Origin of the sequence: Rhodococcoides fascians NBRC 12155 = LMG 3623 (genome assembly GCF_001894785.1) — a bacterium.
GTDB classification, from domain to species: Bacteria; Actinomycetota; Actinomycetes; order Mycobacteriales; family Mycobacteriaceae; genus Rhodococcoides; species Rhodococcoides fascians.
In genome coordinates this window covers 47,331-73,837 of record NZ_BCWW01000014.1, presented here as the reverse complement: position 1 = coordinate 73,837, position 26,507 = coordinate 47,331, and the positions used below count along the sequence as shown (strand labels likewise).

Here is a 26,507-nt window from a genome sequence, read left to right as displayed (position 1 = left end):
ATGAAGACGAACGCGGCATAACCAAGCAAAGCGCAGCCGGAATATCGAATCCAGTTCTCCCGCAACAGACCCGCGAATGGAAACGAGGCGAACAGATGACCCCATTGAGAGCAGTCGAACCCACCGACGACGACAATCACGCTGATCTGACGGACCATCCGGAGACGGCACCGGAAGCACTGGTCATCTGTGCACTGATGTGGTTGCAGGACACCGACGAGGCCGTCCGCATTGCAGCGTCATTGCAGGCCAATGATTTCCATGATCCCGTGTATCGAGAGCTGTACGGCATCGTGCAGGGGCTGATCATCGACAACCTCCCACACGACCCCGCGAGTGTTCTGGGCGTCCTCGTCCGGTCAGGTGCCAGTGGACACCGCGGTGCACGGCTGCGTCGAACACTGACCGACGTCACCGCAGCGAACGCATGCGGAGCATCGGCAACCGACTACGCCGGCATGGTCCTGTCGGAAAGCTACCGACGTAGCTTCTTCGACGCAGGGATCAGAATTCAGCAGCTCGCCGAGGAAGCGCCGGAAGAATTTCTGTTCGACCAGCTCGTCGAAATCGGAAGGGCGCAACGTGACGCGACGAACCGCCTGAACGCCTTCCGCAGCGGCAGCGCACTGTGACGGCGCGGAGAGAGACAGAGTCGGGCGATGAGCGGCGTCGAGCTGCCCTCGCATCTGTCCGGTTGGCCGCCGCAGATGTCGCGCATCTCGATACAGACGAAGTCGAGGACCTCACAGACGAAGTCGAGGACCTCGCTGTCGGGCGTGAGATAGATGAAGCGCTCGCCGCCGGCACGACGCTCAGTGACGTCGCGCGGTCCATCGGTCACACCGAGGCAGTCGCCTCAGACCTTCTGGGCAAGTTCCGAGAGCTCCGCGAGAGTCTCGCGTCGCGCAACCAAATTCCTCTGTTCTGAGCAACATTCAACGCACACTTCGCATTGCCGCCATGACCCGAGGGGGCAAACACCATGAATTTCATCCGCATCGACACCGACCGAGGGACCCTCTACGGGCCATCCTTCGCCGAGACGCTGACACACTTCTTCGGACAGAACCAGCACGTCGAATGGGAATGCCACAAGCTCACCGCCGGATACTCCGGTGGTCGGTGCACCGTGTCGACCGCGATCCGAGTGCATCACCACGGACAGTGGATTGTCGCAGCCAGGTCCTTCGGCTCCCGCCCGGTCGATGCGATCCCCGAGTGCGCAATGCGCTTCGGATCCAGTTTCGCTACCGCACCGTTCGATGCACCCGAGTTGCCTCGCTGGGTGTACGAGTGGGCGTATGACCTGCTGGTCTGAATTGACGGCAGAGATCGACCGGTGCAGATCGAAAGCGAACTTGCTCCAGTGCTACGGCGTTGACGCGGAGCGCTTCCGTGCACTGAGCATCTTTCGGCCCACGCCACAAGCCCCCACGTGACGAAACTTGGACGAGTAGTCAGAAGGTGCTGCGCAGCGCGCCGCACTCCGAACCAGCCACACGAAAGGAACCCGGCCCGTGCCAGCACAAGCCTGGATCACCCTCATAGTCGGCGTCTTCGCCGTCGTTGGCGTCGCCGGAACCGTCAACCAACGCACACGAGCGGACAACCGCTCCCAATCCTGGCAACGAATCACCTGGTGCCTCGAACGCACCGTCAGCGACAACCCCGACGAGGTTGCCCTCGGCTGGACGGTGTTCGGCACCGTAGTTGCGACACCGTTCATCGCCAAGACCGACCGTCGCACACTCCGAGCAATCGCGGACCGTGACATCGACCCCGGCAGCGCCGATCTGGCGGAAACCGACGACAACAGTGACAATGGACCTACAGCAGACCGCGAGGAGCGCGCATGACCACCACCGAACCACGCCGGGCATGGACCCCCGAGCAACGCCGGAAGGTCCGCGCCGCAGCCGCAGGAGCCTCGATCAAGCTCCGCGAGTACGACAACGATCCGGTCCCGCAGTGGCTACGCGATGTCGCCGCAGGCAAAGACACCAAGCCGTCGACTGACTGACCGCCCCATCAACCCGACAAGGCCCGCCCAACCAAGGGACGGGCCTCCGTCATGTCGTGCACGACTGGAATCGATGTCGCCGACTACGCCGAACGAGTGGCCGCCATGCGGGCGGCAGGTGAATCGAACTCCACTGCGCTCCGTCCTGCCACGGCCCGGGCAGCACAGAGAACGTAAAGCGGCCGCTCGCGTAGCCGCAGGCGGCGCCCCGCCTGTCAGTGTGCGGCGTTGTACGCCTCTTCGATGTCGGCCGGGATGCGGCCGCGTTCGCTGATGTCGTAGCCCTGGTCGAAAGCCCACTGCCGAATCGCTCGCGTCTGCTCTGGATCACGCTTGGCTGATCCGTCGGCCGCTGCAGCGGCAGACGCAGCAGCGGGGGAGGGCTTGCGCTTGCGGCCACCGACTCGCGTCGCGTGTTCGACATAGTAGTCGAGCTTTTTGTGAAACTCGTTCGCGTTCTTCGCTTTCAGGTCGATCGAGTACTCGACGCCGTTGATCGCGAATTCGATCGTCTCGCCGGACTCGTCGTCGATGACCGACCCGTCGATATCGTCCACCAATTGGGTTGTCACTCGTTTGGCCACAGCCGTAGAACCTTTCCGATACACGTTACGAAGCGTCACTGCATCCGTCTTCATGCAGGGTAACCGGTGCCGATACTTGCGTTGGTCATCGACCCAATCACTTGAGCCGCGATCGACTTGTATTCGGTTTCCCGTACTCGGGCGTTCAGACACCGAGAAAGCACTATTGCTGGCGCACAGGTGATGCCGTTCAACAATTACGAACGCTACAGCGCAACAGTATTGGTCGCGGTGACGCCCGCGAACGTTTCGTTCGGATCTATCTCCTCCTTAGGCCACCGTCTTTCGGATGCACAGTCGCCCGGGTTTAAGGGATTGCGCTTGCAGCCAGGAGTGAGATGTTGCTGTCAGAGGGCCCGGGTTAGTTCTGAATCAGCCCGGAGGCGTTCGACCTCGGCGCGGGAGTGTCGGACGGCCTCTGTGTCCGAGCTCTTGTCGCGCGCGACGTCGTGTGCAAGGTCGAGGATTGCTCGTCGGAGATGCTTACGCGCCTTGCGGGACCGCCGATTCGGAGCGGCTTTCTCGAATGCCTTGCGTGCCCTCTTCTCCAGCACGCCCTCGACCTCGGTATCGGTGAGATGTCCGGCCTCGACCTCGGGGGCGAGGATGTCGCGGACGAATTGGTACTCGCGCGGCGCAGCACGGCGGAACGCGATGGTCAGTACCGTGAATCCGATAACGATCGAGACGAACCAGACGCCGAAGACGGCCAAGCCGTTGCCGCCGCTGAGGCCACCCGCGTCGTCCCACATGAAGTGCAAAACCATTCCGGTTGCCACGAACGCGAGACCCCGTCCGATTCTGCGGGGTTGCGCGTTGGTCCCGATCAGGTAGAGAACTCCACCGCAGACCAACGCACTGAACAGGGGGTGGGATATGAAGCTGACCGCGATCCGGGTAAAGGACATCTGCACGGCATTGCCGAACGGGTCGGTCCCGAACGACCCAGCAGACGCGGTCGCGGAGTAGAGAAAGTCCTCGAAGACGGCGAACCCGAGTCCGATGAAGGCTCCGATGATCAAGCCGTCATTTGCGGTTCGGACCAAGCGCGGAGCGAGGCCCATCAGAAGCACGAATCCGCAGAGCTTGGCTGCTTCCTCGGTGATCGGTGCCGTCGCACCTGCGGCCCAGTTGGCACTCCAGACTTGGCCGAAGAGCTTGGGGTAGATGCCGAGCATCGCGGTGTTCACGGTCATGGCGAAGGCGAACGTCGCGGGAATTGCGCCCCACAGCAGCGCAGCTGCAATGAGCGTGCCGGGCTGACGTTCCCACCGGTCGATATGGCGGAACCACGCGAGCCAGGCGAGACCGCACAGGCCGCAGAGGACGGCCGCTATCGCGAACCCGTCGGCGTAGAACCCGGCCTTCGGAGCGAAGAAGGACCAGGCTTGTACAGCACCGAGGGCGGTGAGAGCGATGTACACCCAGAACGAGAAATTGTGAGGTTGAAAGAACTCGAATCGTTCGCCCCAGCCGGAGATCTTCACAGCGTCGTCCTGGCGTCGCTGCGCATCGGTAGCCGATGGATCCGTCGACGTCTCGATTACGTTGTCGCTCATCGGTTGTTCCCGTCCGTGCTGCGGATGCTGGTGATCATGTCTCGGATGTTCTCGGCGGCTGCGGTCATCTGGGCGGGTGGGCCGTATGCCGTGATCTGCAGGCCGGTCCCGTCGATAACGAAGGTCGCCGCCAGACCGTCTCCTCGGATGCTGCTGTAGGGCGCAAGGACGCCGGGTTCTCCGGTCACCGTCGTGAGGTTGGTTCGATCGCCCTCGACCTGAAAGGAAGGATCGCTGGTACGTGAGGTGACCTTCGCTGTCTGGTCCAGTAGTTGGGACGGAGTGCCGTCGAAGGAGTCCGACGAGATCTGAAACGTCACACCGTCGCCGGCGAGAATGACGTCGCCGGACTTCTGCACCGATGCGCCTGGGTCGACTCGAAAACCGCTTTCGACGTTCCAGCCTGCGGTGGGGGTGAATTCGATTGTGTCGGTAAGGGCGAGTTGCTCGCCTGCCTCGGTCGGATCGTCCCAGGCGAGAGAGGAGTCGATTCTCGGTACGACGATGGTCAGGACCACGAACACCGCGATGACGAACAGTGCGGGTGGAAGTGATCTTATGTCGAGGCCGAGCACCCGGTGTTCGGCCGGCACCCGCGCCCTGTGCTTGCTGGGTTGGGTCAGTGTCACAGGCGCGCCTCTCCCTGTTCGGTGCCTTCACACATTCATTGGACATCGCAGATGTTACTTCGGCGTCGACCTTGAAGTCGGCTGCCGCCGCCGAGGTTCACAGTCACGATCAACATTGCCGCATCGCTCCCCAACAGTGAGTCCCCACGCTCGACCCGTTCGGCTCCTGCGGTGTCGACACAATTCCCGAGTGCGCCGCTTGCAGCACACCGAATTCTGTTCCCGTACCGTTGGATGCAACTGTGTTTCCTTGCGGGTTGCACCGGTAGGCACGTGACCTGTTGACCTGACACGCATGCGATAGCACGATCGTGGAACACCAAACGCACACGAGCGCGAGCGCTGCGAAGGCGAAGTGGTGCGTACCCGTGAACCCGCATGGGGCAATATCCGGACTACGCCGGAAAATCGCCACGTGACGAAGCCTCGCTTCGCTATGGAAGGGTGCTGCGCAACGCGCCAATAGTGGCGGCGACGAAAAATGCCAACAAGATCGAAGCAACAATCACGCTGATGCGGAACACGCCCGCGGCGATGACTCCTGTTGCCCGCAGAGGAGCGAACCGCCAACCAGTCTCTGACTTACCAGCGCGCCACAGCGCTCCTGCGACGATCAATCCGATGGCAACAAGTGCGATCACGGTCGTTCACCTCCTACCGCGATGCTGCGTCCGCCCTCGCCATCTGCCCAGGAGTCTTCATCTCTCGATGGCTCGGCAGCGGCGATCGATGCGGAATCTCCAGGGCTCTCGACACTCTCTTCCGTACTACTCGTGCCCCCCACGTCATTCTCTGCAGCCGGATCGACGTTGGACCGGACGGTCGCACGTGCCGCCATCGTCGATTTGACCAAGCGCGTCGCTTCGGGCACTGAAAGATCCACCAAGGCCGCAATACTCGCGTATGTCTCGCCGCGTTTCTTCAGCTCAGCAAGTGCTCTTGCGCGCCGCTCGCGCGCCGCGTCAAGTTTGGTTTCCGCGTCCCGCCGCAACCGCTCGATCCTCAAGGCCACATCGTCATTGATTTTTTGTTCGTCGCGGGTGGCATCGAAATATGAAATCAGATCCTGCTCCTGATTCTTCAAACGCAACTGTGCGTCCGACAATCTCTGCGCATTCGCCCGCCGAGCCCGTTCCCGAGCGCTGACCGGTCCGCCGTTCGAGGGAGTCATACGAGACAGGCTACCGCCGAAATGTCGGCCGGCGAAAGAGTGCTACGTACCCGCATGCGCCTCGATTCGTCTGTCTTGCTGCAGCTTTCGTCCCCCAAGGTCCATGCACGTTCTGATTCGTCCGAAATGCAGATACTATCGACTTCGAATTTCTTGTAACCGTTTGCGAAATGACCAACTAAACGCCACACACCTCTTGCACTATTAGTGTCCATGGGCGGAATCTGCGTACTATCGCGACTGTGCCGCGCGATTCAGAAGCAGAATTCGAGCGAGATCGTCCCGTGAGATCTCGTCGCACACCGGCTCGTCGGCGGCGGTGCCCGCGATGATGACCGTCCACGCGTTGCACGCGGGTGACGGCTACACCTACCTCACCCGCGAGGTCGCCAGCGCCGACATTCGTCTCGAACGCGGCCAGGACCTGACCGACTACTATTCCGCCGAAGGCGCCGAACCGGGCATCTGGGGAGGGCGGGCCTCGGCCGAACTCGGCGTGTCCGGTGACGTCCGCGAGGACCAGATGAAGGCCCTGTTCGGCGAGGGCCTGCACCCCGAAGCCCAGGCGCTGATCGAGGCTGCTGTCCTCGACGGCACGAAGGCGAACGCGGCGATCGAGAGCGTGCGACTCGGCCGTAAGTTCGCGAGCTTCCGCAACGAGGTGCCGCTGATGAAACGCATCCGCGCCGAGATCGACAGCGACCGCGCCGCCGGCGGAAAGCCCCTCACTGCCGAGCAGTGCCAGCAGATCCGCTACCGCGTCGGAGCCGACGAATTCCACCGCGAAGTTGGCCGATCACCGGCCAGCGAAGCAGAACTCGTCCGCTACATCGCCTCGCAGCAACGCCGCGAACGCCAACCCGTCGCCGGCTACGACTGCGTGTTCACGCCACAGAAATCTGTCTCGGTTCTCTGGGGCCTGGGCGACGACGACACCCGTGTCAGGATCGAGCGCGCACACAGCGCCGCGGTGAGCGATGCCATTGGTTGGGTCGAGGACAACGCCTCCTACACCCGCGTCGGCAAAGCCGGTGTCGGACAGATCGAATCGACCGGCCTGATGTACACCCGGTTCGATCACCGCGACAACCGCAACGGTGACCCGAACCTGCACACCCACGTCGCGATCTCCACCAAAGTGCAAGGCGTCGACGGCAAATGGCGCAGCCTGGATGGCCGCGTGCTGCACAAGCTCGCCGTCGCCGCATCCGAGCGCTACAACTCCCTCATCGAGGAGTACGTCACCCGCGAGCTCGGCACCGTGTTCGCCGACCGACCCGGCACCGGAATCAACAAACGCGCCGTCCGCGAAATCGAGGGCATCCCCACCGCACTGCTCAGCGAGTTCTCCCGCCGCGACGCCATCGAATCACGCCTGGAAAAGCTCGTCGCCGACTACCGCAAGACCCACGGCAAAGACCCCTCGACCGCGATCCAGATGCGCCTCGCCGACCAAGCGACCCTGGAAACCCGCAACGAGAAAGCACCCCCGAAATCACTCGGTGCACAACGCGCGGAATGGCGCGAACGCGCGCTCGACGTCGTCGGCCGACGGGCCCTGAACTCCGCCTTGAAGACGAGCACCGGGAACACGATCACCGTCACTGATGCCGCCTCGATCGACCACCGCGAGATCGCCCGCACCGCCGTCGCACGTATCGCACAGCAACGCTCGAGCTGGAACCGCTGGCACATCCAAGCCGAAGTCCAACGACAACTACGGCCGCTGGTGTTCGCGACCGCGGCCGAGCGTGACGCGGTCGCCGAGAAGGTCACCGAAGCCGCTCTCGGCGGGGAGTCGATCCGGTTGACTCGCCAGGTCGACGCGACACCCAAGGCGTTGCAGCGCAGCGATGGTGCGTCGATCCTGACCGTGCACGGCAACGAGACCTACACCAGCGCAGCGATCCTCGCTGCCGAACACCGCCTCGTCGGTGCCGCCCACACCCCGACCGCGGTCATGGCACCCGGCAACGCCTACGTCGCCGCCCTCGCCGCGCACACCCAACGCAGAGGCTGGGATCTGGGCGCGGACAAGAAGGTACTCGTCGAGCATTTCTTGTTCTCGGGTGCCCTCCTGGCTGCCGGTGTCGGTCCGGCCGGGACCGGCAAGACCACCGCCATGCGCGTGGTCGTCGACGCGTGGCGCAGCACCGGATACGACGTGATCGCCCTCGGACCGTCCGCGAAAGCCGCCGGCGTCCTCGGTGACGAACTCGGTGTCACCGGCCGCACCATCGCCGACGTCCTCACCCGTTACCAGAACGAACTCGACACCGGCATCACCCCGGGGGCGATGATCCTCGTCGACGAAGCGGGCATGGCCTCGACACACGATCTAGACCGGCTGACCTATATCGCAGCCGAGCACGGAGCAGTGGTCCGACTACTCGGCGACCCGCAGCAGCTCGCCGCCGTCGACACGGGCGGTGCACTGCGGCTGGTCGCTCGATCGAGCGCGGCACCGGAACTGGTCGACGTCCACCGCTTCCGCGACAAAGAAGAAGCCGAGATCTCGCTGCGACTGCGCGACGGCGACACCTCCGTCGCCGCCTGGTACGCCGCGAAAGACCGCGTCCAGCACGGCATGGCCGACGACCTCGCCGAAAAGGTCTTCACCGCCTGGGCGAAGACCTCGGACACCGAGACGACGTCGCTGATGATCGCCAGCAGCAACCACGCCGTCCGCGATCTCAACGACCGGGCCCGCGCCGAACGCCTCGCGAAGGGACTGGTCAAGAAGGGCGGCAACGACCTGTCCGACAGACTGCGCGCCAGCGCCGGGGACCGCATCGTCACCCGCCGCAACGACACCAGCTTGCGGGTGACTGGAACACGCGGGGAACGGGTCCGCAACGGCGATTTGTGGACGGTCAAGACTGCGCACCGCGACGGATCGCTGACCGTGCGCCACCTCGAACACGGCGGGAGCATCCGCCTGCCGGCCGAGTACGTCACAGAGCACTGCGAGCTCGGTTACGCCGCCACTATCCACCGGTCGCAAGGTATGACCGTCGACCAGGTCCACGTCCTCGTCGACGACACCATGAACCGACAAGCCCTCTACGTCGCCCTCACCCGCGGCCGTAATGGAAACCAGCTGTACGTGCCCATCGACCGCATCGTCGACCCGCACCTGATCCACGTGCACCCGGACAAGAAGATCGCCGACGAAGTCGTGCGGACCATCATCGGCCGCGACGGCTCGGACGTCTCGGCGACCGAACAGCAACGCGACGCCGCCGTCGCACACCGCAAGCTCGACTACAACGTCGGCGGATACGAGTACGCGGGCGAACTCATCGACGCGCACCGCATCCAAGCGATCGTCCGCGAGAACATGGGGCCGGAACTGGCGAACACGATGATCGCCGAAGCCGAATGGGACACCTTCGTCCACCAGTACCGCCGCGCCGAGCAGCTCGGCCTCGACGCGGCCCCCACCCTCGCCGCCGCACGCTCGGAGCGCGAACTCGCCAGCGCCGACTCCGTGTCCGCCGTCATGCACTGGCGACTCGAAAAGCACATCGAGAACGGCGCAGAAGACATGCACGCCTGGGCGCAGAACATCGAACCGACTCTGCGCACCCAGTTCGGCGAGCACGCCGAGACCATCCTCGGCGACGATGGGGGGTGGCCAGACCTCGCCGCGCACCTACGCAATGCCGAACGCGCCGGCAAAGACCCGCACGCGGCGATCGTGGAACTGTGCCGTGGTGTCACCGACCCCGACCCGAGCGCAGCGGATCTACTCGACGCCGCCGAACGACGCTGGCCCCTCGGCCGACAAGCACGCGACCACAGTGCCCCGAGCTGGGTCCTGCCACCGATGCAGGACCGCGAGGGAATCGACCCCGAGCTCGTCGCCTGGAGCCGCCGCCGCTACACCGAGATCGCCGAACGCACCCGCGAGCTCGGACAGCGCGCCGTCGACGAACAACCCGCCTGGACCCGCCACCTCGGCGAAGTTCCCGACTCCGGCGCTGCCCGACTGCGCTGGCAGATCACCGCCGGTCAAGTTGGGGCCTACCGAGAACAATTCGGCATCGACACCGACCGCACGCTTATAGGTGATCGACCCGAACACGGCGAAGCGGCCCGCGCGTGGGATCAGGTCAACGCCCGCATCAAGACAGTCACCGCACCCGCGTCGGTGGCCGCCCACGCAGGCCCCGGACAGCAGTCGGCACCGGCTCCACAACCTGCGACGCCCGATCCGGCCGTCGACACGGACCGGGCGCGACGAGAGGCCGCAGAGCAACGCGCGGCAGAACAACGCCGCCTCGCTGTTGAGCGCAAAGCAGAGCGTCGCGAACAACTGCGCCAACAGCACGCCCGACGACTGGGACCGACTCGCGGACCGCTCATCTAAGACCGTCCGCACAGATGCGAAGTGGCGGCCGTAGCGGGGTTCCGGGCGTCCTGGTCGGTCGAATCCAAAGAATGCCGTTACCCACTCAACCCTGACGGTCCGCGCCGTTCTGAGACGACGGCGATGAGGTTGTTAGACGCAAACACTGCGACAGAACAGCGACTGAGGTTAGTGGTGACCCTGCTTGCCAATGCTGGTCACCGAACCCAGCAGCGCCGTGCCGGCCAATGCCATCCCTGACGGATCCCTTTCGGGCGAGCGGTTCTGGCCGAGAACGGAGTGATTGGTACCGGAGTTCGTAATAAGACGTGGAGCAAAGGTAGTCGCCGCGACAAACTGCTGTGCAGGCGCACGAAGCAGCGGAGGCTCGGTGTTCCGACGCTTTCCGCCTCAGTTCTGACGAGTGGGTGCCGATGGCTCGTTCAAAATGACGACCAGAGATTTTCACCGTGGTAGTGAAATTCAAGCTCGGAGAAGCCTGGGCGATCAACGACTCAGCGCAGGTTGCGCACAGCTTTCAGTGCGCCGGCAGCCCGCTTGTTGTTGTGGCAAACAGGCTGCCGCACATCACCGTCCAAACCACGATGTTGCAGTGGACCGCGTGACAGGGAGGGATGCGGAACGCGAAGGCGAGGAACTTGTTGGCGACAAGGGCAGGCCGCAAGAGGCGACGGACGCAGGTTTCGTATCCGGTACCTAAATGCCAATCGTGTAACACCAGATGTTGTTATGCCTTGCGCTGTCGGCGCTAGGTGTAGTGTTCGATCAAAGACCAATGACCCCGATTCGACATCTGCCGGGGCAGCGGGACTCGGGGTCAAAGGCTGAACTTGGCGGTTCTCGGCAAACTTATCCCCGAGTACGGTGCGCGTCAAAATATGCGTACCCCTGCTGCCGCCTGCGGTAGGAGGAAGTATGTATCAGTCCACACCGAAAACCGACGGGATCGCGCTGGCGCGGTCGGACTCCGAGAAGACGCTCTTGCAGGTCCTCAAGGAGGCGCGACAGCGGATTCAGGTCAATGATGACGAACTGGACGAGGCGCGCCGTCGCAGGGATTTGCTTGCCGCCACTTTGAAGGCCGAGTTCGGCACGGACAGCCGAACGTATGTCAACGGGTCGATTGCCCACGGCGACGCGCTTACTCCACTCACAGACATCGACCTCGGCATCGTTGTCCCCAACTCCGACGGCTCCTACGGGCCGTACGGCAAGGGACCGGCCGAGCTACAGGAACGAGTAGCCGTAGCAATCCGAACGGCCCACAAGGAGGAGTTTCCCAACCTACGCATCTACGTGGGCGGCCGAAAGCGCTCGGTGTACGTGTCGTTCGGAGACCCTGTCGATCCTGACGTCTCGGACTTCAGCGCTGACGTGATCGTTGCGCTCGACTGCTGGACGGGGTCGGGGCTGTGGATCCCGCACTACGATACCTGGGACCGATCCGACCCGGAGGCCCACACGGACCTGGTCAGGGATGCGGCCAAGAGCAGCGCGTACAACTACTCACGCACTGTCCGCTTGCTCAAGCACTGGGCGCGCAGACACTCGAAGCCGCTCTGCAGTTGGAACATCAAAGCCCTAGGCCTTGAAAGCCTCACGGAGTCGATGAACCAGCTTGACGGGATGCTCGCGTGGTTCGAGTCAGCCATCGGCGACCTCTCATGGAGAGAAACACCGGACCCAGCAGATGTAGCCGGCGCGATCAGCATCCCGGGTGACCGCAGCGAGCTAGTCGCGAAGCTGAGCAAGGCACGGGACAAGCTCACCGACGCCATTTCCTTTGAAAGGGACGGTTACCACGTGCTCGCAGTGGAAGCCCTCGCGAGTTTCTTCAACGACAAAGACATGCTCCCGCCGCCGGAAATTAAGGCGGTCACGGCACAGCAGCTTCAGAGAACCGCAGACATGAGAGCGGCGCGGACGTCTCGCGTTACCGTGGGAGACCGCCCGCAGACTCGGAACCGGACGCCGACCAGATCTTGGGCACCATGAGTTCGTCCCAGGCTCGGCGGTCGCGCCGCGGAGTCGGGACCCGCTCGTTGCCGGTCAACAACGAAACGCGGATGATGTCACCGAATGCGCCGTTACCCGCGCTACGGCCGGGACACCCGGACTACAGGCCTGCAGACTGGAGAACGCTGTTTCAGCTGAACGGGCCGTTCGGAGTGCCCGACCCTTGGTATGGATTGTGCCCGGCATGGCGAATCCAACTTGAGTCAGCTGCTCGCAGGGAGTTTGGGCACCGCCTGCAAGTTATCGATGGCCCGTATGCCCTGGAATACCACGTGCCCCTGGATGTGGTTGGGCCGACCGATCTGATCGACGCCTCGGTCGTGTTCTACGCAAAGCCGTCCTACGACACCTACGATCTGCCCGCGCAGGACTACCCCCGTGTTTGGGCGCAACGCGGTTTGCCGTCCAAGCACCGGATGCCGGTCGACGATGCGTTGTGTCTGTACTACCCCGACGATCCACCACAGCGTCGTTGGACGGCTGACAAGGGTTTGCTGGATTTGCTCGATCTCATCGTTGATCACCTTGGGTACGAAGCGCATTGGCGAGCCACAGTAGGCGACGGCGGTGGCGTCTGGCTGGGAGACGAGGCGGAACACGGTTTTGCCGGGGAGGCAGCGTGACATTGGTCGCCGCTCACGCGGTGGAATGCGTTCAAAGTGCAGGAGCGGGGACTGACTGGTCGGGTTTCGCCGCCACCCTCCTCGCGGCGACCCTTGCCGCAGTCGTTGCGGTAGTGGGCTACGTCATCCAACGTAAGATCGCGCGCAGGAGCGAAAGAGCTGACCTGTACGCGGATGCTCTCGGAGCAGTCGAGATGTATCTCGAGGGCCCGTACCGGATCCGGCGCAAAACGAAGGACCCGAGCAACTGGTCTGCGTTGTCCGGCGCACTCTCGGACTGCAAAACCGCAGTTTCGCATCACCAAGCACTGCTCCAACTACATGCTCCAGCAGCAGTCGCAGCGGCATACGACCTCTTTGTAAGTACTGCTGTGCGCGAAGCAGGTCCGAAGATGACCGAAGCATGGTCCATGCCACCATTGAAGAGACCAAGAGATGTTCCCCTCGGTGTCGCTTACGTCCGAACTGATTCGGACGCCAGGCGGGCGGAACTCGTCAAAGCCATGTCAACGGATCTCGCTGCGATCGGGTCGTGGTGGAGGCTGCTCAGGTAGCGCTGCCCTGAAGGTCTGTGTCGGGATGGACAACTGCGGCGAGCGTGTCGTCACCAACGCGCTTATGCCGTTTGCTCGGGCTTGCAGAAGCGGCCGATAACCTGAGGGCATGGTGCCAGCATGGAAAGACTATCAAGAAGCGACCGCGTCGTACTACCGAGAATTAGGATTGATCGCAGAAACTGACGCCAGCTTGGACGGTGCGCGTGGCAAACATTCAGTTGACGTTGCCGTGCGCGGGTATCGAGCCGGCGTCGAATTCCTCTGGATAGTTGAGTGCAAATATTGGAACCGCCGTGTTCCCAAAGCAACGGTTGCCACGCTGTCGGCCATTGTGTCTGACATCGGTGCTGATCGAGGAATAATTCTCAGCAAGAGGGGCTTTCAATCGGGAGCTCCTGCGATGGCGCATAGCAGCAACATAACTCTGACCAGCCTGGAAGAAGTTAAGAATGGCACCAGTAGCGAGTACATCGATCGCCAGTGTGAACGAATAAATCGGAGATGCGATCGCATCTCTACCGTCATTCACTCGAGTGAAATTGAAAACCTTCGGAACCCAGCGGATAATCCACTCGATCGGCCGGATATTGTTATAGGCGCGCGAGCTAACGCTCTTAAGACAGCTACGACAGAGGCTCTCGCCGGACGCTGGCCAGTCGCATAATACATACCATAGACGGTCTCGACCGTTACGCGTTTCCGGACAGCATGACCGACTTCCTAGCCCTTTGTAACTTTGTGCTAAACGACCTGGATGAGCAGCTTGCAAACCTGATTGCCAACTTGTCGGAGCAGTAGAGGGGCTTTCGGTCAGGTGTAGCGAACCCAGGTGCCCATGCGAGCGTTGAAGGTCCATTCGATGCCCTCGAAGCTCACGGGGCTGTCTGGGTCGGCGGGGTCGAGTGGTTCGGCGAGGCCGGAGTCGATGGCCATGTCCATGTCCTCGGCGGGGATGGTGCGCACTTCCTCGGCCGTGGTGACGTCGGCGACCGGTGCAGGCGGGGCCGGTTCGGGGCGGGCGTTGACGTCGGCGTCGACGAACTCCTCGATGCCGGCGAGCGTGGCCGACGGCAACGGCCGGTGTGCGCACCGATCGTGGGTGCAACTGTCGAAGTCCGAGATGTCACGGATACGCGCCATGAGCGGCCGAAACCACTGCGTGTGCCAGGCGGTGAGGTCGTCCCGGTACTCGTCACCGCGATAGTAGGCATCGGTCCACGCCGCCATCAGAGCGCTCAATTCCTCGACGACGGGGTCGTGGCGGTACCAGCACGGCGGAATCTTCGTGCCGAGCTCGTAGCGCTCACGCAGCCACGTGGTCCAGTCGATCAGCTCCGACCACAGGGCCCGCGCCTGCTCGGCATCAAGATAGCGCCAGGTGAACCGCGACGGCACGGACTCTTCCTGCTCGGGCCTCGGTGCGGTCACGACAGCGTCGTCCCGTCACTGACCTTGTCGAGCACCACCGCACCGGACTGCACCTCGGTACGAGGCGCGGTGCCCGATGCCACGATTTCGTCGAACACCTTCTGCGACTGCAGCACCGCGGCACGTGTCTCCTTCTCGTCCCACACCGTCGGCAGGTGCACGAGGATCGGCGGGGCGGTCCGGTAGATCAGCAGCCCTTGATCGGGGTCCATCTGGCGGATCTGCGCCGGCGACATCACCGGTACCTCTCGCAGCGTCGGGCCGGACTGGGCGCTGCCGGAGGGCTGCCACTCGTATCGGTCGCCGAGCATCTTCGAGATCGCCTGCAGCTCCTCGCCTTTGAGGCCGGGCAGGATCAAGCGCGCGGGGGAGTTGTCGGCGAACATCTTGCCCGCGACCGCGCCCCAGCGGAGCTTGTTCTGCTCTTCGTTGTGGGCGTAGGCGTGGATGGTGATGCCCCGGCCACCCGAGTCCGACATCAGATCCGGCAGGCCCGGGATCGGGGCGACGTTGTTGACTTCGTCGAGCTCGAACCGGATCGGGGGATCGAATCGGCCACCGGGCAGGGTCTGCGAATGCCGATCGGCGAGGTAGTGCACTTCGCTGGCCAGGGCCGCGATGAACGGTGCCGCAGAATTGTCCTTGCCCTTCGACAACAGATACAGCGTGTCCGCGCCGGATCGAATGAACTCGTCGATGTCGAACGACTCGCGCATCGGCACATCGACCGCCTTGAGCAAGGCGGGGGAGGCGAGCGGGGCGAGGAGTCTGCTGGCCGCTCCGATCATGTCGTCGGAGGAGTCCGATCCGGAGTCGAGGATCTGGCCGAGTTCGGCTTCCCAGCCGGGCATCGTCCGCATGAGGATTTCGCGTGGTTCGCGGCCTTTGCGGGAGTTCACCCACACGCGCAGCGTGGCCAGATCCGCACCGCTGATCGCGGCCGCGTGCAGGTAGCAGCGCAGCAGCACTACTGCCTTGTCCTCCCAGTAGCCGCCGTTCTTGGTGTCTCCCATCGGCATTGCCGACACCAAGCTCTGTGCGCGGCGGATTGCCACGTCCGGATCCTGGCATCCGGAGAGGATCGACCAGCGGATCGGGTCGGGCCACCCTGTTTTGTTGTCCGGATCGAAGATCGACACTCGCCCGAGTGCGGCGCGGTGCTCGTACGTCGACGAGATCAGGTCCACTTTCGTCGAGGTTACGAGCAGGGTGCCGGGTGCGTCCATGCAGCGCTGATACGCCACGCGCCAGGTCTTACCCGAGCCGGTGACGCCTTCGACGAGCATGCAGTCGTTCTGCTTGATGTAGACGACCTTGTCGGGGTCGACCATGTTGCGGCCCAACGCGATCGCGACCTCGCTCGCATCCAGTCTCGAGGCCCGCGTGCCCTTCAACGACGAACGGGTATCGACGGCAGCTTTGCGGACACTCTTGTCGTCGATACCCGCCCGGGCGAGCTCACGTCGACCGGCGAATCCACGTTGCGCCTGACCGCGGTGGTGCTGCCAGTCGTCGATCTCGGAGCTGATCCACAGCGCCACAGCGGTATACAGCGCACCGAGCACCAGAATGCACACCCAGGTCACCCACGCCGGGCCCGGCTGCGCGGTCGCCGGCCACGCAGCCGCGGGGTCCGACGGATTGGTGACCAACCCGCGGAAGATCGAGAACAGCTCACCGAGGCTGGTGGGCATCGCGATCACCTTGCCCGAGACCAGCGAGGAGACCATGCCGCCGCCGGCGACAGCGAACACCAGCCCCACGATCAGAGCGGCACCGACCCAGACTTCGGATGGAACGAACGGCTCACTGGGTCTACGGGGAGGGGATTGCATCGCACTCATCGAACTGTCCTGTCGTCGGTGGAAGGGACACGGCGGGAATAGCTTTCGAGCACGTGCAGCTCGGCGGCGAGACCGACAGCGCAGTCCGCGTCGGCGACCGGGTCGAGAGCGGCCAGGTTGGCTCGAAGTCGGGTGATCCGGATGTACCGGGCCACCGCGGCGGCATCGGTATCGGAGATCGGGGCGGGATGGGTGATCTCGAACCGCCCCTGGTCGGGCAGATACGTCACGGTGGCCGGGGTGCATCGACCGCTGCGCTCGGTGATCGAGCGGGCGAGGTCGTGCGCGAGGCGGTGCGCGATGACCGGTGCCCACTGTCCGAGCATCAGTGTCGAGTTCGGCAGTGGATCGGGCCGAATCGAGAGCACACGCACGTCGACGCCGGTTGTCACAATCACACGGTTATCGGGGCCGAGGTCGCTCCGCCATTGGATCGGCAGGGCGGTCTCGTCGCCGGCGGCCAAAAGGTAGGCCGGTGCCGGTATCCGCGCTGTGCGGACGCCGGCGCTGTAGGCCGGGACGGCGGCGAGGGCGCAGGCGATCTCGCCGGCGGTACCGGACACGCAGACGTCGTCGTGCCCGTCGACAGTGATGGTGACAGTGACGGTGTCGGTGTCGTCGGGGCGACCGGCGTCGAGGGCGGCGGCCTCAAGGGCGGCGGCGTGACTGACGGCGAATCGTGCTGCGGCGGAGGGGGATGCGAACCGGCCTTCGCTGCTCGAGCAGGTGTCGTCAGCGTACCCGATCGAGGCCGCGGAGCTCACGCGCACGTCGATGGTGCGGGAACGTCGGGCCACTGACGATGAGGTCCTCATGCTGGCTTGACTCCTTTCACGGCTGCATCGGTGTCGGTGAGGGCAATCTCCTGCGGGGAGCGGACGTGTTCCATCAGGATCGGATCGGACGAGCCGATCTTGACCAGGCATTCGCCCTGGCCCAGGCCCATGATGATGTCGATGGACCCGGGCGGGAGGTGATACATCTCCGCGGTCTCGCGGGCGTCGTCGAAGCGTTCCTGCGCGAACAGGAACACGATTCCCGCTTCCTGCATGAGCGCCCGGGCGGGGGAGTCGTGGGACATGTCGGAGGGGTGATGGAAGGCCGAGACGGTCGACAGACCCAGTCCGCGAGAAAGTTTCATGTTCGATCGGAACACCGCGCCGGTCGAACCTTCGGCGACGTGCCAGCCCTCCTCGACGATGAGGATGGTCTGCTTGGACACCGACGAGCGGGCCGCGAGCAGATTCGCCAACCAGGTGTTGATCACGGTCATCACCACCCGCAACGCAGGCCCTTCGGTCGGCAGCGCGGAGACGTCGAAGTGCGCGAACGGGTGCTCGAGCGCGGCCCGGACCTCCGGGGAGGTTTCTGCGTCGACGAGACCTTTGAGGTCCCGGTCGACCAGCCGCAGCAGGGCCAGGCCCGGCTCGTAGCCCCATTCGAGGGAACGCTCGGACCAGCGGTCACCGAAGTACGTGCCGTCGTCGGTGGACGGCTCGACGAGGCGGCGGGCGAGATCCTTGAGCACCGGTGCGCGACCGGTGGCGGCGGCGTCGGCGTTGACCAGCTCCAACGCTCGGCCGACGGCGCTCTTCTCCGGGGTGGTCAGCGGGCGTTCCATCGTGTCGGCGAGGACGGCGAGCACGAGGGCTTCCTGACCGGCTGGGGTGACACCGTCGAGGCCGCCGGCGTGTTCACCGCCGGTGGTGATCGCCGGGTCGAGCAGGTTCAGTCTGGCGCCGCCGCCACCGGTTTTGAACCGGACCGATTCCACCTCGAGGGTGCGGGCGAAGATGGAGTACTCGCCTTCGCTGCCCTGGCGTTTCTTGTCGATGACCACCACCAGTCGGCCGAAGATGATCTGCCGCCACAGAAATGCGGTCTTGATCATCGAGGACTTGCCCTTGCCGATGTCCCCGACGACGCAGACGTTGATGTTGGAGATGTCGGTGCCGTAGAGCTCGAACGGATCGGTGATCACCAGATCCTGGGAGATCCGGTTCAGGCCGGTCACCGCTCCCTGGTGGCGGGCACTGCGGCGGCTGATGGCCAGGTTCAGCGCTTCGGACTGCCTGGTGGTGCTCCACGCGCCTTCGGAGCGGGGTTCGTACCAGCCGTAGCGGTCGAGGAGCGCGAACCGCCGAGGTGGCTTACGGCGGGCAATCCGCTTCGGGACCGCCTGCGCGGCCTCGAGGACGGCTCCGACGTCGCCGAGTCGTTCGCGATCGCCGCCGAGCAACCGCGGGCGTACCGGTTGCTCGGTCGCGGCCGGTCGGGTGGACGGACGACGGGTGGTGTGTTGCGGCATCGAAATCTCCTGGGCTACTTGGTGTAGCGCGTCACGGCGAGACCGCGAGCGAAGGGCAGGGTGGTGAACAGGGCGACGTCGTGCGTGTCGTCCTGCCAGGTGATGGTTTTGATTGCCGATTCGTCGGCGGCTTCCTCCACGCGCATGCAGGCCCGCTCGAGGTCGTCTTCGTCGCGGCCGGTGACGGCGACCGCGAGGGAGTAGATGGTGCCGTGATGGCCCGAGCCGGGCATCAAATCGGCGCGTCGACGCCCGGACGCGGTGGCCATCACTTCGGCCGAGCCGTCGCCGGTGATGCCTTTGCGTGCGGCGCTTTCTTGCGCCGCCTTGTCCTGGGTGAAGTCTTGGCTGGCGGCTTCCCGGGCGACGGCGTCGGGTACGAAATCCACTCGGACACTGACGGTTCGGATCGTCGGCGAGGGCGGGTTCTCGTCGTCGCCGATGTCGGGGGCGACACCGGTCAACAGCGGCGCGAGCCACAACGGGCCCAGCGGAATGGGTTCGATGCTCGCCGGCGGGAGGAACCCGACACGGGTGTGCCAGCGGCCGGAGACCACCACCGAGTCGTGGCCACCGACGTAAGAAGGCCAGCAGTTCGACCACCGCGCCCCTTGGTGTCGATCGAGTGGGTTCGACGGGTCGACGAACGCGCGGATCAGCGCGCAGGTGCGCTGCTCACCGAGGACCTGGACGCGGCCCATGCCGGCGGCGACGAGTTTGCTCACCGCGCGCATCGTCTCGTCGCGGATCACTTGGGCGACACCGCCTTCGAATCGGGCACCTTTCCCGCCTGCCGCCCGCGCGGCTTCGGCCTCGAAGTGGTCGGTCTGGGGGAATTTCAGCACCACGTACGCCCGGTGCTCTTCCGAGTGCGGCCGAATGGTGTCGATGAGGTCGCCGTAGGACTCCACCGGTGCCCGCAGACGCATGTCGCCGAGCTTTTCGACCTCCCGCTCGACCCAGTCCTCGTGCATGGTCAGATCCGCCGGAATGGAGCGGTGGATCAACTGCACTCCGCGGATGAGCGAGGTCTTGCGGGCCATCGAGGCGCTGAACAGACCGAACTTCTCCGAAGTCGTCGCCCAGGCCGCGTCGGTGCGCAGCCCGCCGGCCAGGCCCTGCACGGACAGTACGACCGTGTAGTAGGCCCGCTCACCGGGGTTGGCGGTGCGGACGATGAACATCTCGTCCAGGCCGGTGCCGGCGACGTCGAGCGGGGCGGTCCGCCCGAGCGGCACCGGGTACTCCCAACCGGGGTCGAGATCGGCGATCCCGTAGGCGGGGTCGTCTGCGTTGCGGTAGACGTGCTCCCCGCGCCGCATCCGCGCCCAGTTCCGCAACCGGTGCAACTGCCGCGCCGCCAGGGAGGTCTCGGTGAATTCGTACGTCGAGGCGAACACCCCGACGTAGAACACGGCCACGAGCCCGACGGTCATCGCGCCACCGCCTGCGGCGAAGTAGTAGACGACGCCGATGACCAGGGCGGCGGTCCAGGTGATGAGCACCGGTGCCGAGATCCCGGTCATGCCGCGGCGCGCGATCTCACCGCCCAGGATGGAGGTTCTCTGCTCGCTGTCGTGCTCGACGGTCTCGGTCGACATCGCTTACCTGCCTTCGGCTTCGGACGGTGCGGACTCGGCACTGGACTTGGCTTTGTTCATCGCCGCCGCTGCGGACTGCGCGGCGATCGGCACCGCCGCGGCCCCGGCCGAGGCGACCGTCGCGGCCGACCCCATCGCGAGCTTTCCGCCGAGTCGGCCGGCCATGCCCACCGCGCCGCGGGTCGAGGTGCCGCTCTTGTTCCCTACGCCGCCGCTGTGGGCGGCCCCGGTGGTGTGGCCGGGGGTGGAATTGGTCGACGGTGTCGAATGCGTGGATCGGGTGGCCTTGTCGACGCCGTCGCCGGAGCGGGTCGAGCGCGGTGTGACGGTCGACCCGCCTCCGCCTCTGCCGCCTCCGCCGCTGCGGCTACGGAACAGGGCCGAGCTGCCCACGCCTCCGATGACACCACCGGCGACGGAGCCACCACCGCCGCCGAATCCTTCGGAGTCGGCCTTGGTCGGCAGGATCGGTGCCCACTTGAGCATCGCCCACGGTGCCAGACCGACCACGACCATCGAAGCCCCGACGAGCACCAGAGCGCCGAGCGAGGTCAGATCTCCCGAGCCGCCGCCGCCCGAGAGCAGTGCATTGTTGGCCCCGGCGAGCACGATCGCGATCAGCAGGAACAGCATCGGCTTGCTGAGCACGATCCCGACGAACGTGAACAGTGGCCGCAGCGCTTTGGTCCGCCACGTCGGGTGCACCCACATGCCGTAGCCGATTCCGGCGACGCACGCGGTCAGTGGAAGCCCGATCTGGTGCATGAGCAGTCCCAGGTAGACCGACATCGCGCCGAGCAGCAGGATGCCGAAGAAGACCAGGCCGACGATCGAGCCGCCGACGACGGTGTCCTTGTTCAGCGTGCCCATCGTGGCGTAGATGTTCTCCACCATCTCGGTGATCGTGGATCCGCTGAAACTGGCGATGCCCTCGGTGAGCACTGACGCGAACTCGATTACCAGTTGCGCCAGGGCCAGTGAGAACAGCATCATCACCACCCCGGCGGGCATGTAGCCGAAGACGTTGGCCACCAGCTCCGACGGTGAGCCCTTCTGCCGTGATCGCATGATCGCCAGCAGGACCGCCAGCGACATGACCATGATTCCCAGACCCGTCGATCCGGCGTAATAGGTCACGAACCATTGCTGGGTGGGATCGAAGTCGCCGGTCGAAGTCAGCCCACGCAGCACGGCGTCGGTGAGCGAGAGTGCCCCGCTCTTGGTGGCGTTGACCCAGTCGTCGATGACGGTGGTCGGATCGGTGACGAAGTCGACGATGTCGTTCGCAGCCCCCGAGATCCAGGAGAATGCCTGCAGGTAGGCCTTGCCGAGCTTGTACTGCGGGGTGGCGGCGATGACCTTGCCGAGGGTGTCGTCGAGGCGTTCGGTGAACGAGGTGTTCTTGTCGATCCAGTTCGCGGTGCCGGCGAACAATCGTCCGATCGACAGATTCCAGTCCTGGCAGCGGCTGGCATCTGCCCGTTCGGCTTTCGAGCAGTCGACGAAGAACGCGTGCATGCAGTACTGGTCGCCCGAGCCTTGCGAGCACGGGTCCGACCAGGCGGCGTCGGGCACCTTGTCGGCACCGGGCAGCGCCTTGATCGCGGTCAGCGAGTCCGCGTCCGGGCTCTGCGCCCAGGCGAAGCCCCACGTTCCCCATTCCTTGGTTCCCCACCGGGCGAGGTCCTCGGCGCACGTTCCCGTCGGTGGGTGAAAGCTGGTGTCCCCGGCCGGGAACACCGTCGGCAGAGCGTCGTCGGGTGGTTCGGTCCCGTCGGCGACGGCCTTGAGGGTGATCTCGGCCGTGGCCTGGGCCTGCGGGTCGGAGCCGACAGCGCCCGCACCGCCGAGCATGACGGCTTTGTTCTCGTCCGATGCCGTCCAGTACAGGAGCCGGTTTTCGTTCGTGAGTGCTTGGGAGATATAGGTTCCCAGGTCGCCGCCGTGGTCTGCGCAGTTCCCCGTGAACCAGGGCCCGCTCCGAAATTCCTCGGTGCCGCCGATGAATTTCTTGAGATCGTCCGGGAAGTGCGCGGGCAGCCTCGATGCCGGTTGTTGGGCGGTGACCGCCCCCGGTGCAGGGGCGGGAACGGCGGAAGGCTGGGCGAGCGCAACAGCGGATGATCCGAACAAGGCCACCAGTGCGGCGGTGACCGCGATGAGAACGAGACGGCGAATCATGTTCTCTCCTAGTCGATGTAGAAGGTGTAGTACCCGGCGGTCAGTTGACCGCCGAGCGCGGAATCAGCGGCCGGGTAGGACGCGTCTTCCGGGCGCGGGCCCTGGCGGTAGGACCAGTCCTTGGCCTTCCAGTCCCCGTCCTGCCAGACCAACGAGATGTCGGTGGTCGCCCACAGCGTGCTCACGGCGACGGTGCCGGTGTTGTTGATGTCGGACTGGGTGGTGGTCATCGACCACACCGAGATCTGCGCGGCGTCGGCGGAGAACGAGGACACGTGCACCGCGGCCGGCAGGGTGTTCATCACGTCGCTGCTCTCGTCGCGGTTGCTGCCGAGTTCGATCTCGCGGGCCAGTTCGGCACCGGGGTCGGCGGCGATCATCGTCGAGCGGACATCGTTCATGTCGATGCGGCCCTGGCTGGCCTGATCGAACGCCTGGAGCACGTTCACCGCGGCCGTCGATGCGCCCTGGGTGTCGCGGGTGTAGCCGCTGGGGACACCGTTGTTCACCGTCGTGGGTCCGTGTACTGCGCGGATGGCATCGGAGCCACCGCCGCCGGAGTTGTCGGAGCGGCCCGACAGACCGACCACGATCACCGAGATGACGGCGATGATCGCCAGAGCGACGGCCCCGAGAATGATCCAGCGCCGGGACCCGGACTTGCTGTCGGACTGTCGGTCACCGCCGACGTTCTCGGTGTTGGGCGAGCTGGGGGGTTCGGAGCCGACGTTGCGGTAGTCGATGGCCATGATGGGTAACTCGTTTCTGCGGACGGTGCCGCGTCAGGGAGGAAGAAGAGCGGGGGTCAGACCCGCGATCGGCTATGCGCCGGACCGGAGCCGGGACCGGCTATGCGCCGGGCTGGACGAGGAGCAGGACCGCGCCGACGATCGGCGAGACAGCGGCCACTCCGCCCAAGATGATGAGCGAGAGCTTGAGATCCTCGCCCGACTCGCTCAGATCGCTAGACATACCGCGCTTGCGGGCCTTCCGGGAGCTGAGGAACGAGGTCAGCACCCACAGTCCCGCGATGGCGATGCTTGCTCCCCAGATCGCCGCGAGGATGCGCTTCCATGTCTGATTCAGGGCAGGCCCGAACAAGCTGATGTCCGGGTTGACCCCGTCGTACGGGTTGACCGTCTGGGCTGCGGCGACCCCGCCGGCCAGGACGGTCAGCGCGGCGGTGAGAGCGAGGACGCCGAGTACGCGGCGTGCCCGGTGCGAGGTGCGGGTGGTGGGGGTGGTGACGGATTCTGTGTCCATCGGGGGTTCCTTTCCGAAACATGGTGATGTGCAGTGCCAGTGGATGTACGAGGCGGGGCTATTTGTCTTGAATGCGGCTCACCTCCCAGCCGTCGGGGCCGCGCCGCAGGATCATCGCGACGACCCTCTCGCTCACCGGGGCACCGTCGATGCGTTGGGTGAGGTGATACGACCGGTAGGCCGTCGAATCGGTCTGCGGGGGAACGGGTTCGTCGTCGGCGACGAGGTCGGGGGTCAGGACCGCGCCGCGCGCCGCCCAGTCCAGCCACTGCACGCCGGGGCTCGATTGCGCTGTGGTGGAGGTGATCTCGCGCGCGTAGTCGGAGGTGAGCAGCGGCGCGGTGCGGGCGGCGGCATCGTTGGGTCCGGCGTCGACGGCGGTGTTCCAGGTGAACCAGACCGTCAACGCCGCGGTGGCCACCGAGTCCGGGTTCTGCCGCTCCACCCCAGCCGCGATGTCGGGCAGCGCGGTCGCGGCCGGCGGCGGGGTACGGGTGGGATCGCTGCCGCTCGGCGGGGACGTACCCGGTGTCCACTGCTGCGCCGGGATCGACGGGGCATCGCTGCCGTTGTCGGTGCTTTCACCACCGCAGGCAGTGAGAACCGCTGCGGCGACGAGCAATCCGGTCAGGGCGGTGCGGGTGGCTCTCATCCGAATCTCCGTGCTGTCAGGCCGCTCGCGGGCGGGGTCCAGTCCGATACCTTCACGACGTCGCCGGACTGCGGTGCCTCGACGACCTTGTTTCCGCCGAGCCAGATGAAGATGTGGCCCGAGTGGGGTTGGATGATGTCGCCGGGAGCGAGCTCGCCGGGGGTGGCGATCACGCGGCCGCGGCTGTCGGCGATCTGCGCCGAGTCCTGGTGGGGAAGCACGATCGCGCCGCCGGAGGCTTGTGCGACGGCGTAGAGGACCAGTCCGGAGCAGTCGAAGCCGACCTTGTCGAAGTCGCCGATCATGTCCGCGCGGCCGCCGCCGTCACTGACACCGCGAGTGGGTCCGTTCCGGTCGCCTCCGCCCCAGGCGTAGGTGGTGCCGAGCCAGCGCATCGCCGCTGCGACGACGTTCTGACCGAACGGGCCACCGGGGACAATCCCCGGTGTGGCCTGCGGGACGGCGACGGAGAACGCTTCTGCAGCGCGGCGAGGAATCTTCGCGACGTAGTCGAGGGTTTCGGCGTTCTGGCACACCCGGCCCTGCGAGAGGGTCGCGCCTGGGCCGCAGTTGTACATCGACAGGTACAGCTCGGTCAGGTCGCCGCTGAGCTTGCCGGCGGCGAGGGAGTCCTTGGCGATGCCGGCCAGCTCGCAGTCGTAGGCGGCTTGGCTCATCACCGCGTCGGCGATGCTGCGGGTGTCCTTGCGGCCGTCTTCGTCGGCGTCGACGCCTTTCGCGGCCCAGGTGGCGGGCATGAACTGCGCCGGTCCGTCCGCGCCCGATCCTGCGTTGTGGGCGTTGACGTCGAAGCCGCCCTCTTGTTCGAGCTGCGCGGCGACGACCGGTGCGGTGACCTCGGGGCACACGGTGCCGGCCTTGACGATCCACGGCTCGAAGTCCGCCGGTACCGATCCCGGCCGCAGTCCGGTCGATCCGGCCGGGACTCCGCAGCCGGGTTTGATCGCGGCGGCGAGCTTGACCGATCGACTCGATACGCCCTGCGCCGCGGCACCGGTGGTCGGGGTCGCGGCGGAGGTGCCGGCCGGGGCTGCGGCGAGGACGTCCGCGGTGGCGGTCGGGGCGGTGGCACCGGCGGCGGCGAGCCAGGCCACGGGATCGACCGGGCTCGATCCGGATGCGAGGCGGGTGCCGGGCCAGATCTCGAAGTGCAAGTGCGGGCCGGTGGACTGTCCGGCATTACCGACGGCGCCGATCGGGTCACCGGCTTTGACGGTCTGGCCCGCGGTGACCCCGACGCCGTCGTCGTTCATATGGCCGTAGACCGTCGAGAGCGACTGGCCGTCGACGGTGGTGTCGATGATGATCCAGTTGCCGAACCCGCTGGCGTGTTCGGCCTTGACGACCGTGCCGTCGGTGGCCGCGTAGATCGGGGTCCCGATCGGGGCGGAGTAGTCCTGGCCCTGGTGTCCTTCGGCTTCGCCGGTGACCGGGTTCGTGCGGGCACCGAAACCGCTCGTGGCCTGATACGTGCCTTCACGTAGCGGCATCACCACTGTTCCCGAGTGCGGGGCCACCGCGGCCGCGCCGGCAGGCAGGCAGGTGCCTTCGTCGACCGGCGGTGTGCGATCGCCCGAGAGGACACCGAACATGCCGATCGCAGCAATGGCGGCGATCAGCAACAGGCTCAGTGCGCCCGCACTGTCCTTGCTGCCCTGCTGTGATGCTGCCATCGGTG

Annotated in this window: 24 protein-coding genes; 9 read left to right on the top strand and 15 right to left on the bottom strand. The window is 65.3% G+C overall.

Going from position 1 to position 26,507, the window contains the following annotated elements; translation table 11 throughout:
- Positions 1-95 precede the first annotated feature (95 nt).
- From RFA01S_RS23795 to RFA01S_RS27940, 5 genes are all read left to right on the top strand, one after another.
- Positions 96-632 (top strand): DnaB-like helicase N-terminal domain-containing protein, encoded by a 537-nt coding sequence (locus RFA01S_RS23795; RefSeq protein ID WP_032408331.1) that lies wholly within the window; start codon positions 96-98, stop codon positions 630-632.
- 62 nt (positions 633-694) lie between these two features.
- Positions 695-928, top strand: coding sequence for an urea amidohydrolase (locus RFA01S_RS23790; protein ID WP_238325184.1), 234 nt, complete (start codon positions 695-697; stop codon positions 926-928).
- 54 nt (positions 929-982) lie between these two features.
- On the top strand, positions 983-1,318 hold the full coding sequence (locus RFA01S_RS23785) for a hypothetical protein (protein ID WP_032408329.1): 336 nt from the start codon (positions 983-985) through the stop codon (positions 1,316-1,318).
- A 199-nt stretch (positions 1,319-1,517) separates the two neighbouring features.
- Positions 1,518-1,856, top strand: coding sequence for a hypothetical protein (locus RFA01S_RS23780; protein ID WP_052060910.1), 339 nt, complete (start codon positions 1,518-1,520; stop codon positions 1,854-1,856).
- On the top strand, positions 1,853-2,020 hold the full coding sequence (locus RFA01S_RS27940; protein WP_155290501.1) for a hypothetical protein: 168 nt from the start codon (positions 1,853-1,855) through the stop codon (positions 2,018-2,020). The genes RFA01S_RS23780 and RFA01S_RS27940 overlap by 4 nt, the downstream gene beginning before the upstream one ends.
- Positions 2,021-2,235: 215 nt before the next feature.
- On the opposite strand, the gene RFA01S_RS23775 is transcribed toward RFA01S_RS27940, so the two are convergent.
- The 5 genes from RFA01S_RS23775 to RFA01S_RS23755 all read right to left on the bottom strand — a co-directional run bounded on the left by RFA01S_RS23775 (position 2,236) and on the right by RFA01S_RS23755 (position 5,963).
- Positions 2,236-2,604 (bottom strand): histone-like nucleoid-structuring protein Lsr2, encoded by a 369-nt coding sequence (locus tag RFA01S_RS23775; RefSeq protein WP_032408328.1) that lies wholly within the window; start codon positions 2,602-2,604, stop codon positions 2,236-2,238.
- Between the two features lie 347 nt (positions 2,605-2,951).
- A complete protein-coding gene (locus RFA01S_RS27935; protein WP_032408327.1) occupies positions 2,952-4,163 on the bottom strand; it encodes a PrsW family intramembrane metalloprotease in 1,212 nt (403 codons plus the stop codon).
- The gene (locus RFA01S_RS27930) at positions 4,160-4,792 is read right to left on the bottom strand and encodes a hypothetical protein (RefSeq protein WP_052060909.1); all 633 of its coding nucleotides are present in this window, start codon (positions 4,790-4,792) and stop codon (positions 4,160-4,162) included. Before RFA01S_RS27930 ends, RFA01S_RS27935 begins: the two co-directional genes overlap by 4 nt.
- A gap of 434 nt (positions 4,793-5,226) precedes the next feature.
- Positions 5,227-5,433: a hypothetical protein gene (locus tag RFA01S_RS23760; protein WP_032388740.1), complete on the bottom strand. Its 207-nt coding sequence runs from the start codon at positions 5,431-5,433 to the stop codon at positions 5,227-5,229.
- Positions 5,430-5,963 (bottom strand): hypothetical protein, encoded by a 534-nt coding sequence (locus RFA01S_RS23755; RefSeq protein WP_032388739.1) that lies wholly within the window; start codon positions 5,961-5,963, stop codon positions 5,430-5,432. Before RFA01S_RS23755 ends, RFA01S_RS23760 begins: the two co-directional genes overlap by 4 nt.
- A gap of 328 nt (positions 5,964-6,291) precedes the next feature.
- Here RFA01S_RS23755 and mobF point away from each other — a divergent pair, with 328 nt between their 5' ends.
- From mobF to RFA01S_RS23730, 4 genes are all read left to right on the top strand, one after another.
- On the top strand, positions 6,292-10,335 hold the full coding sequence (mobF, locus tag RFA01S_RS23750; protein WP_032388738.1) for a MobF family relaxase: 4,044 nt from the start codon (positions 6,292-6,294) through the stop codon (positions 10,333-10,335).
- Positions 10,336-11,250: 915 nt separating this feature from the next.
- Positions 11,251-12,330: a nucleotidyltransferase family protein gene (locus RFA01S_RS23745; protein ID WP_052060908.1), complete on the top strand. Its 1,080-nt coding sequence runs from the start codon at positions 11,251-11,253 to the stop codon at positions 12,328-12,330.
- Positions 12,331-12,377: 47 nt separating this feature from the next.
- Positions 12,378-12,974 carry a hypothetical protein gene (locus RFA01S_RS23740; RefSeq protein WP_139278532.1) on the top strand — a complete coding sequence of 199 codons (597 nt, stop codon included), beginning with the start codon at positions 12,378-12,380 and terminating at the stop codon, positions 12,972-12,974.
- Positions 12,975-13,637: 663 nt separating this feature from the next.
- Positions 13,638-14,195, top strand: a complete 558-nt coding sequence (locus RFA01S_RS23730) for a restriction endonuclease (protein WP_072692228.1) — start codon at positions 13,638-13,640, stop codon at positions 14,193-14,195.
- 146 nt (positions 14,196-14,341) lie between these two features.
- On the opposite strand, the gene RFA01S_RS23725 is transcribed toward RFA01S_RS23730, so the two are convergent.
- The 10 genes from RFA01S_RS23725 to RFA01S_RS28415 all read right to left on the bottom strand — a co-directional run bounded on the left by RFA01S_RS23725 (position 14,342) and on the right by RFA01S_RS28415 (position 26,502).
- Positions 14,342-14,959, bottom strand: coding sequence for a DUF4913 domain-containing protein (locus RFA01S_RS23725; protein ID WP_032388735.1), 618 nt, complete (start codon positions 14,957-14,959; stop codon positions 14,342-14,344).
- On the bottom strand, positions 14,956-16,803 hold the full coding sequence (locus RFA01S_RS23720) for a type IV secretory system conjugative DNA transfer family protein (RefSeq protein WP_032388734.1): 1,848 nt from the start codon (positions 16,801-16,803) through the stop codon (positions 14,956-14,958). The genes RFA01S_RS23725 and RFA01S_RS23720 overlap by 4 nt, the downstream gene beginning before the upstream one ends.
- Positions 16,800-17,618 (bottom strand): hypothetical protein, encoded by an 819-nt coding sequence (locus RFA01S_RS23715; RefSeq protein WP_072692227.1) that lies wholly within the window; start codon positions 17,616-17,618, stop codon positions 16,800-16,802. Before RFA01S_RS23715 ends, RFA01S_RS23720 begins: the two co-directional genes overlap by 4 nt.
- Positions 17,615-19,111: a putative type IV secretion/conjugal transfer ATPase gene (locus tag RFA01S_RS23710; protein WP_032408326.1), complete on the bottom strand. Its 1,497-nt coding sequence runs from the start codon at positions 19,109-19,111 to the stop codon at positions 17,615-17,617. The genes RFA01S_RS23715 and RFA01S_RS23710 overlap by 4 nt, the downstream gene beginning before the upstream one ends.
- 14 nt (positions 19,112-19,125) lie before the next feature.
- Entirely contained in the window at positions 19,126-20,712 is a 1,587-nt protein-coding gene (locus tag RFA01S_RS23705) for an SCO6880 family protein (protein WP_052060907.1), read from the bottom strand.
- A gap of 3 nt (positions 20,713-20,715) precedes the next feature.
- Positions 20,716-22,893, bottom strand: a complete 2,178-nt coding sequence (locus RFA01S_RS23700) for a hypothetical protein (RefSeq protein ID WP_032388731.1) — start codon at positions 22,891-22,893, stop codon at positions 20,716-20,718.
- Positions 22,894-22,901: 8 nt separating this feature from the next.
- Positions 22,902-23,642, bottom strand: a complete 741-nt coding sequence (locus RFA01S_RS23695; RefSeq protein WP_032388730.1) for a DUF8175 domain-containg protein — start codon at positions 23,640-23,642, stop codon at positions 22,902-22,904.
- Positions 23,643-23,742: 100 nt separating this feature from the next.
- Positions 23,743-24,156, bottom strand: coding sequence for a hypothetical protein (locus RFA01S_RS23690; protein ID WP_032388729.1), 414 nt, complete (start codon positions 24,154-24,156; stop codon positions 23,743-23,745).
- A gap of 58 nt (positions 24,157-24,214) precedes the next feature.
- Entirely contained in the window at positions 24,215-24,808 is a 594-nt protein-coding gene (locus RFA01S_RS23685) for a hypothetical protein (RefSeq protein WP_032388728.1), read from the bottom strand.
- Entirely contained in the window at positions 24,805-26,502 is a 1,698-nt protein-coding gene (locus RFA01S_RS28415) for a peptidoglycan DD-metalloendopeptidase family protein (protein WP_032388727.1), read from the bottom strand. Before RFA01S_RS28415 ends, RFA01S_RS23685 begins: the two co-directional genes overlap by 4 nt.
- Positions 26,503-26,507: the final 5 nt, after the last annotated feature.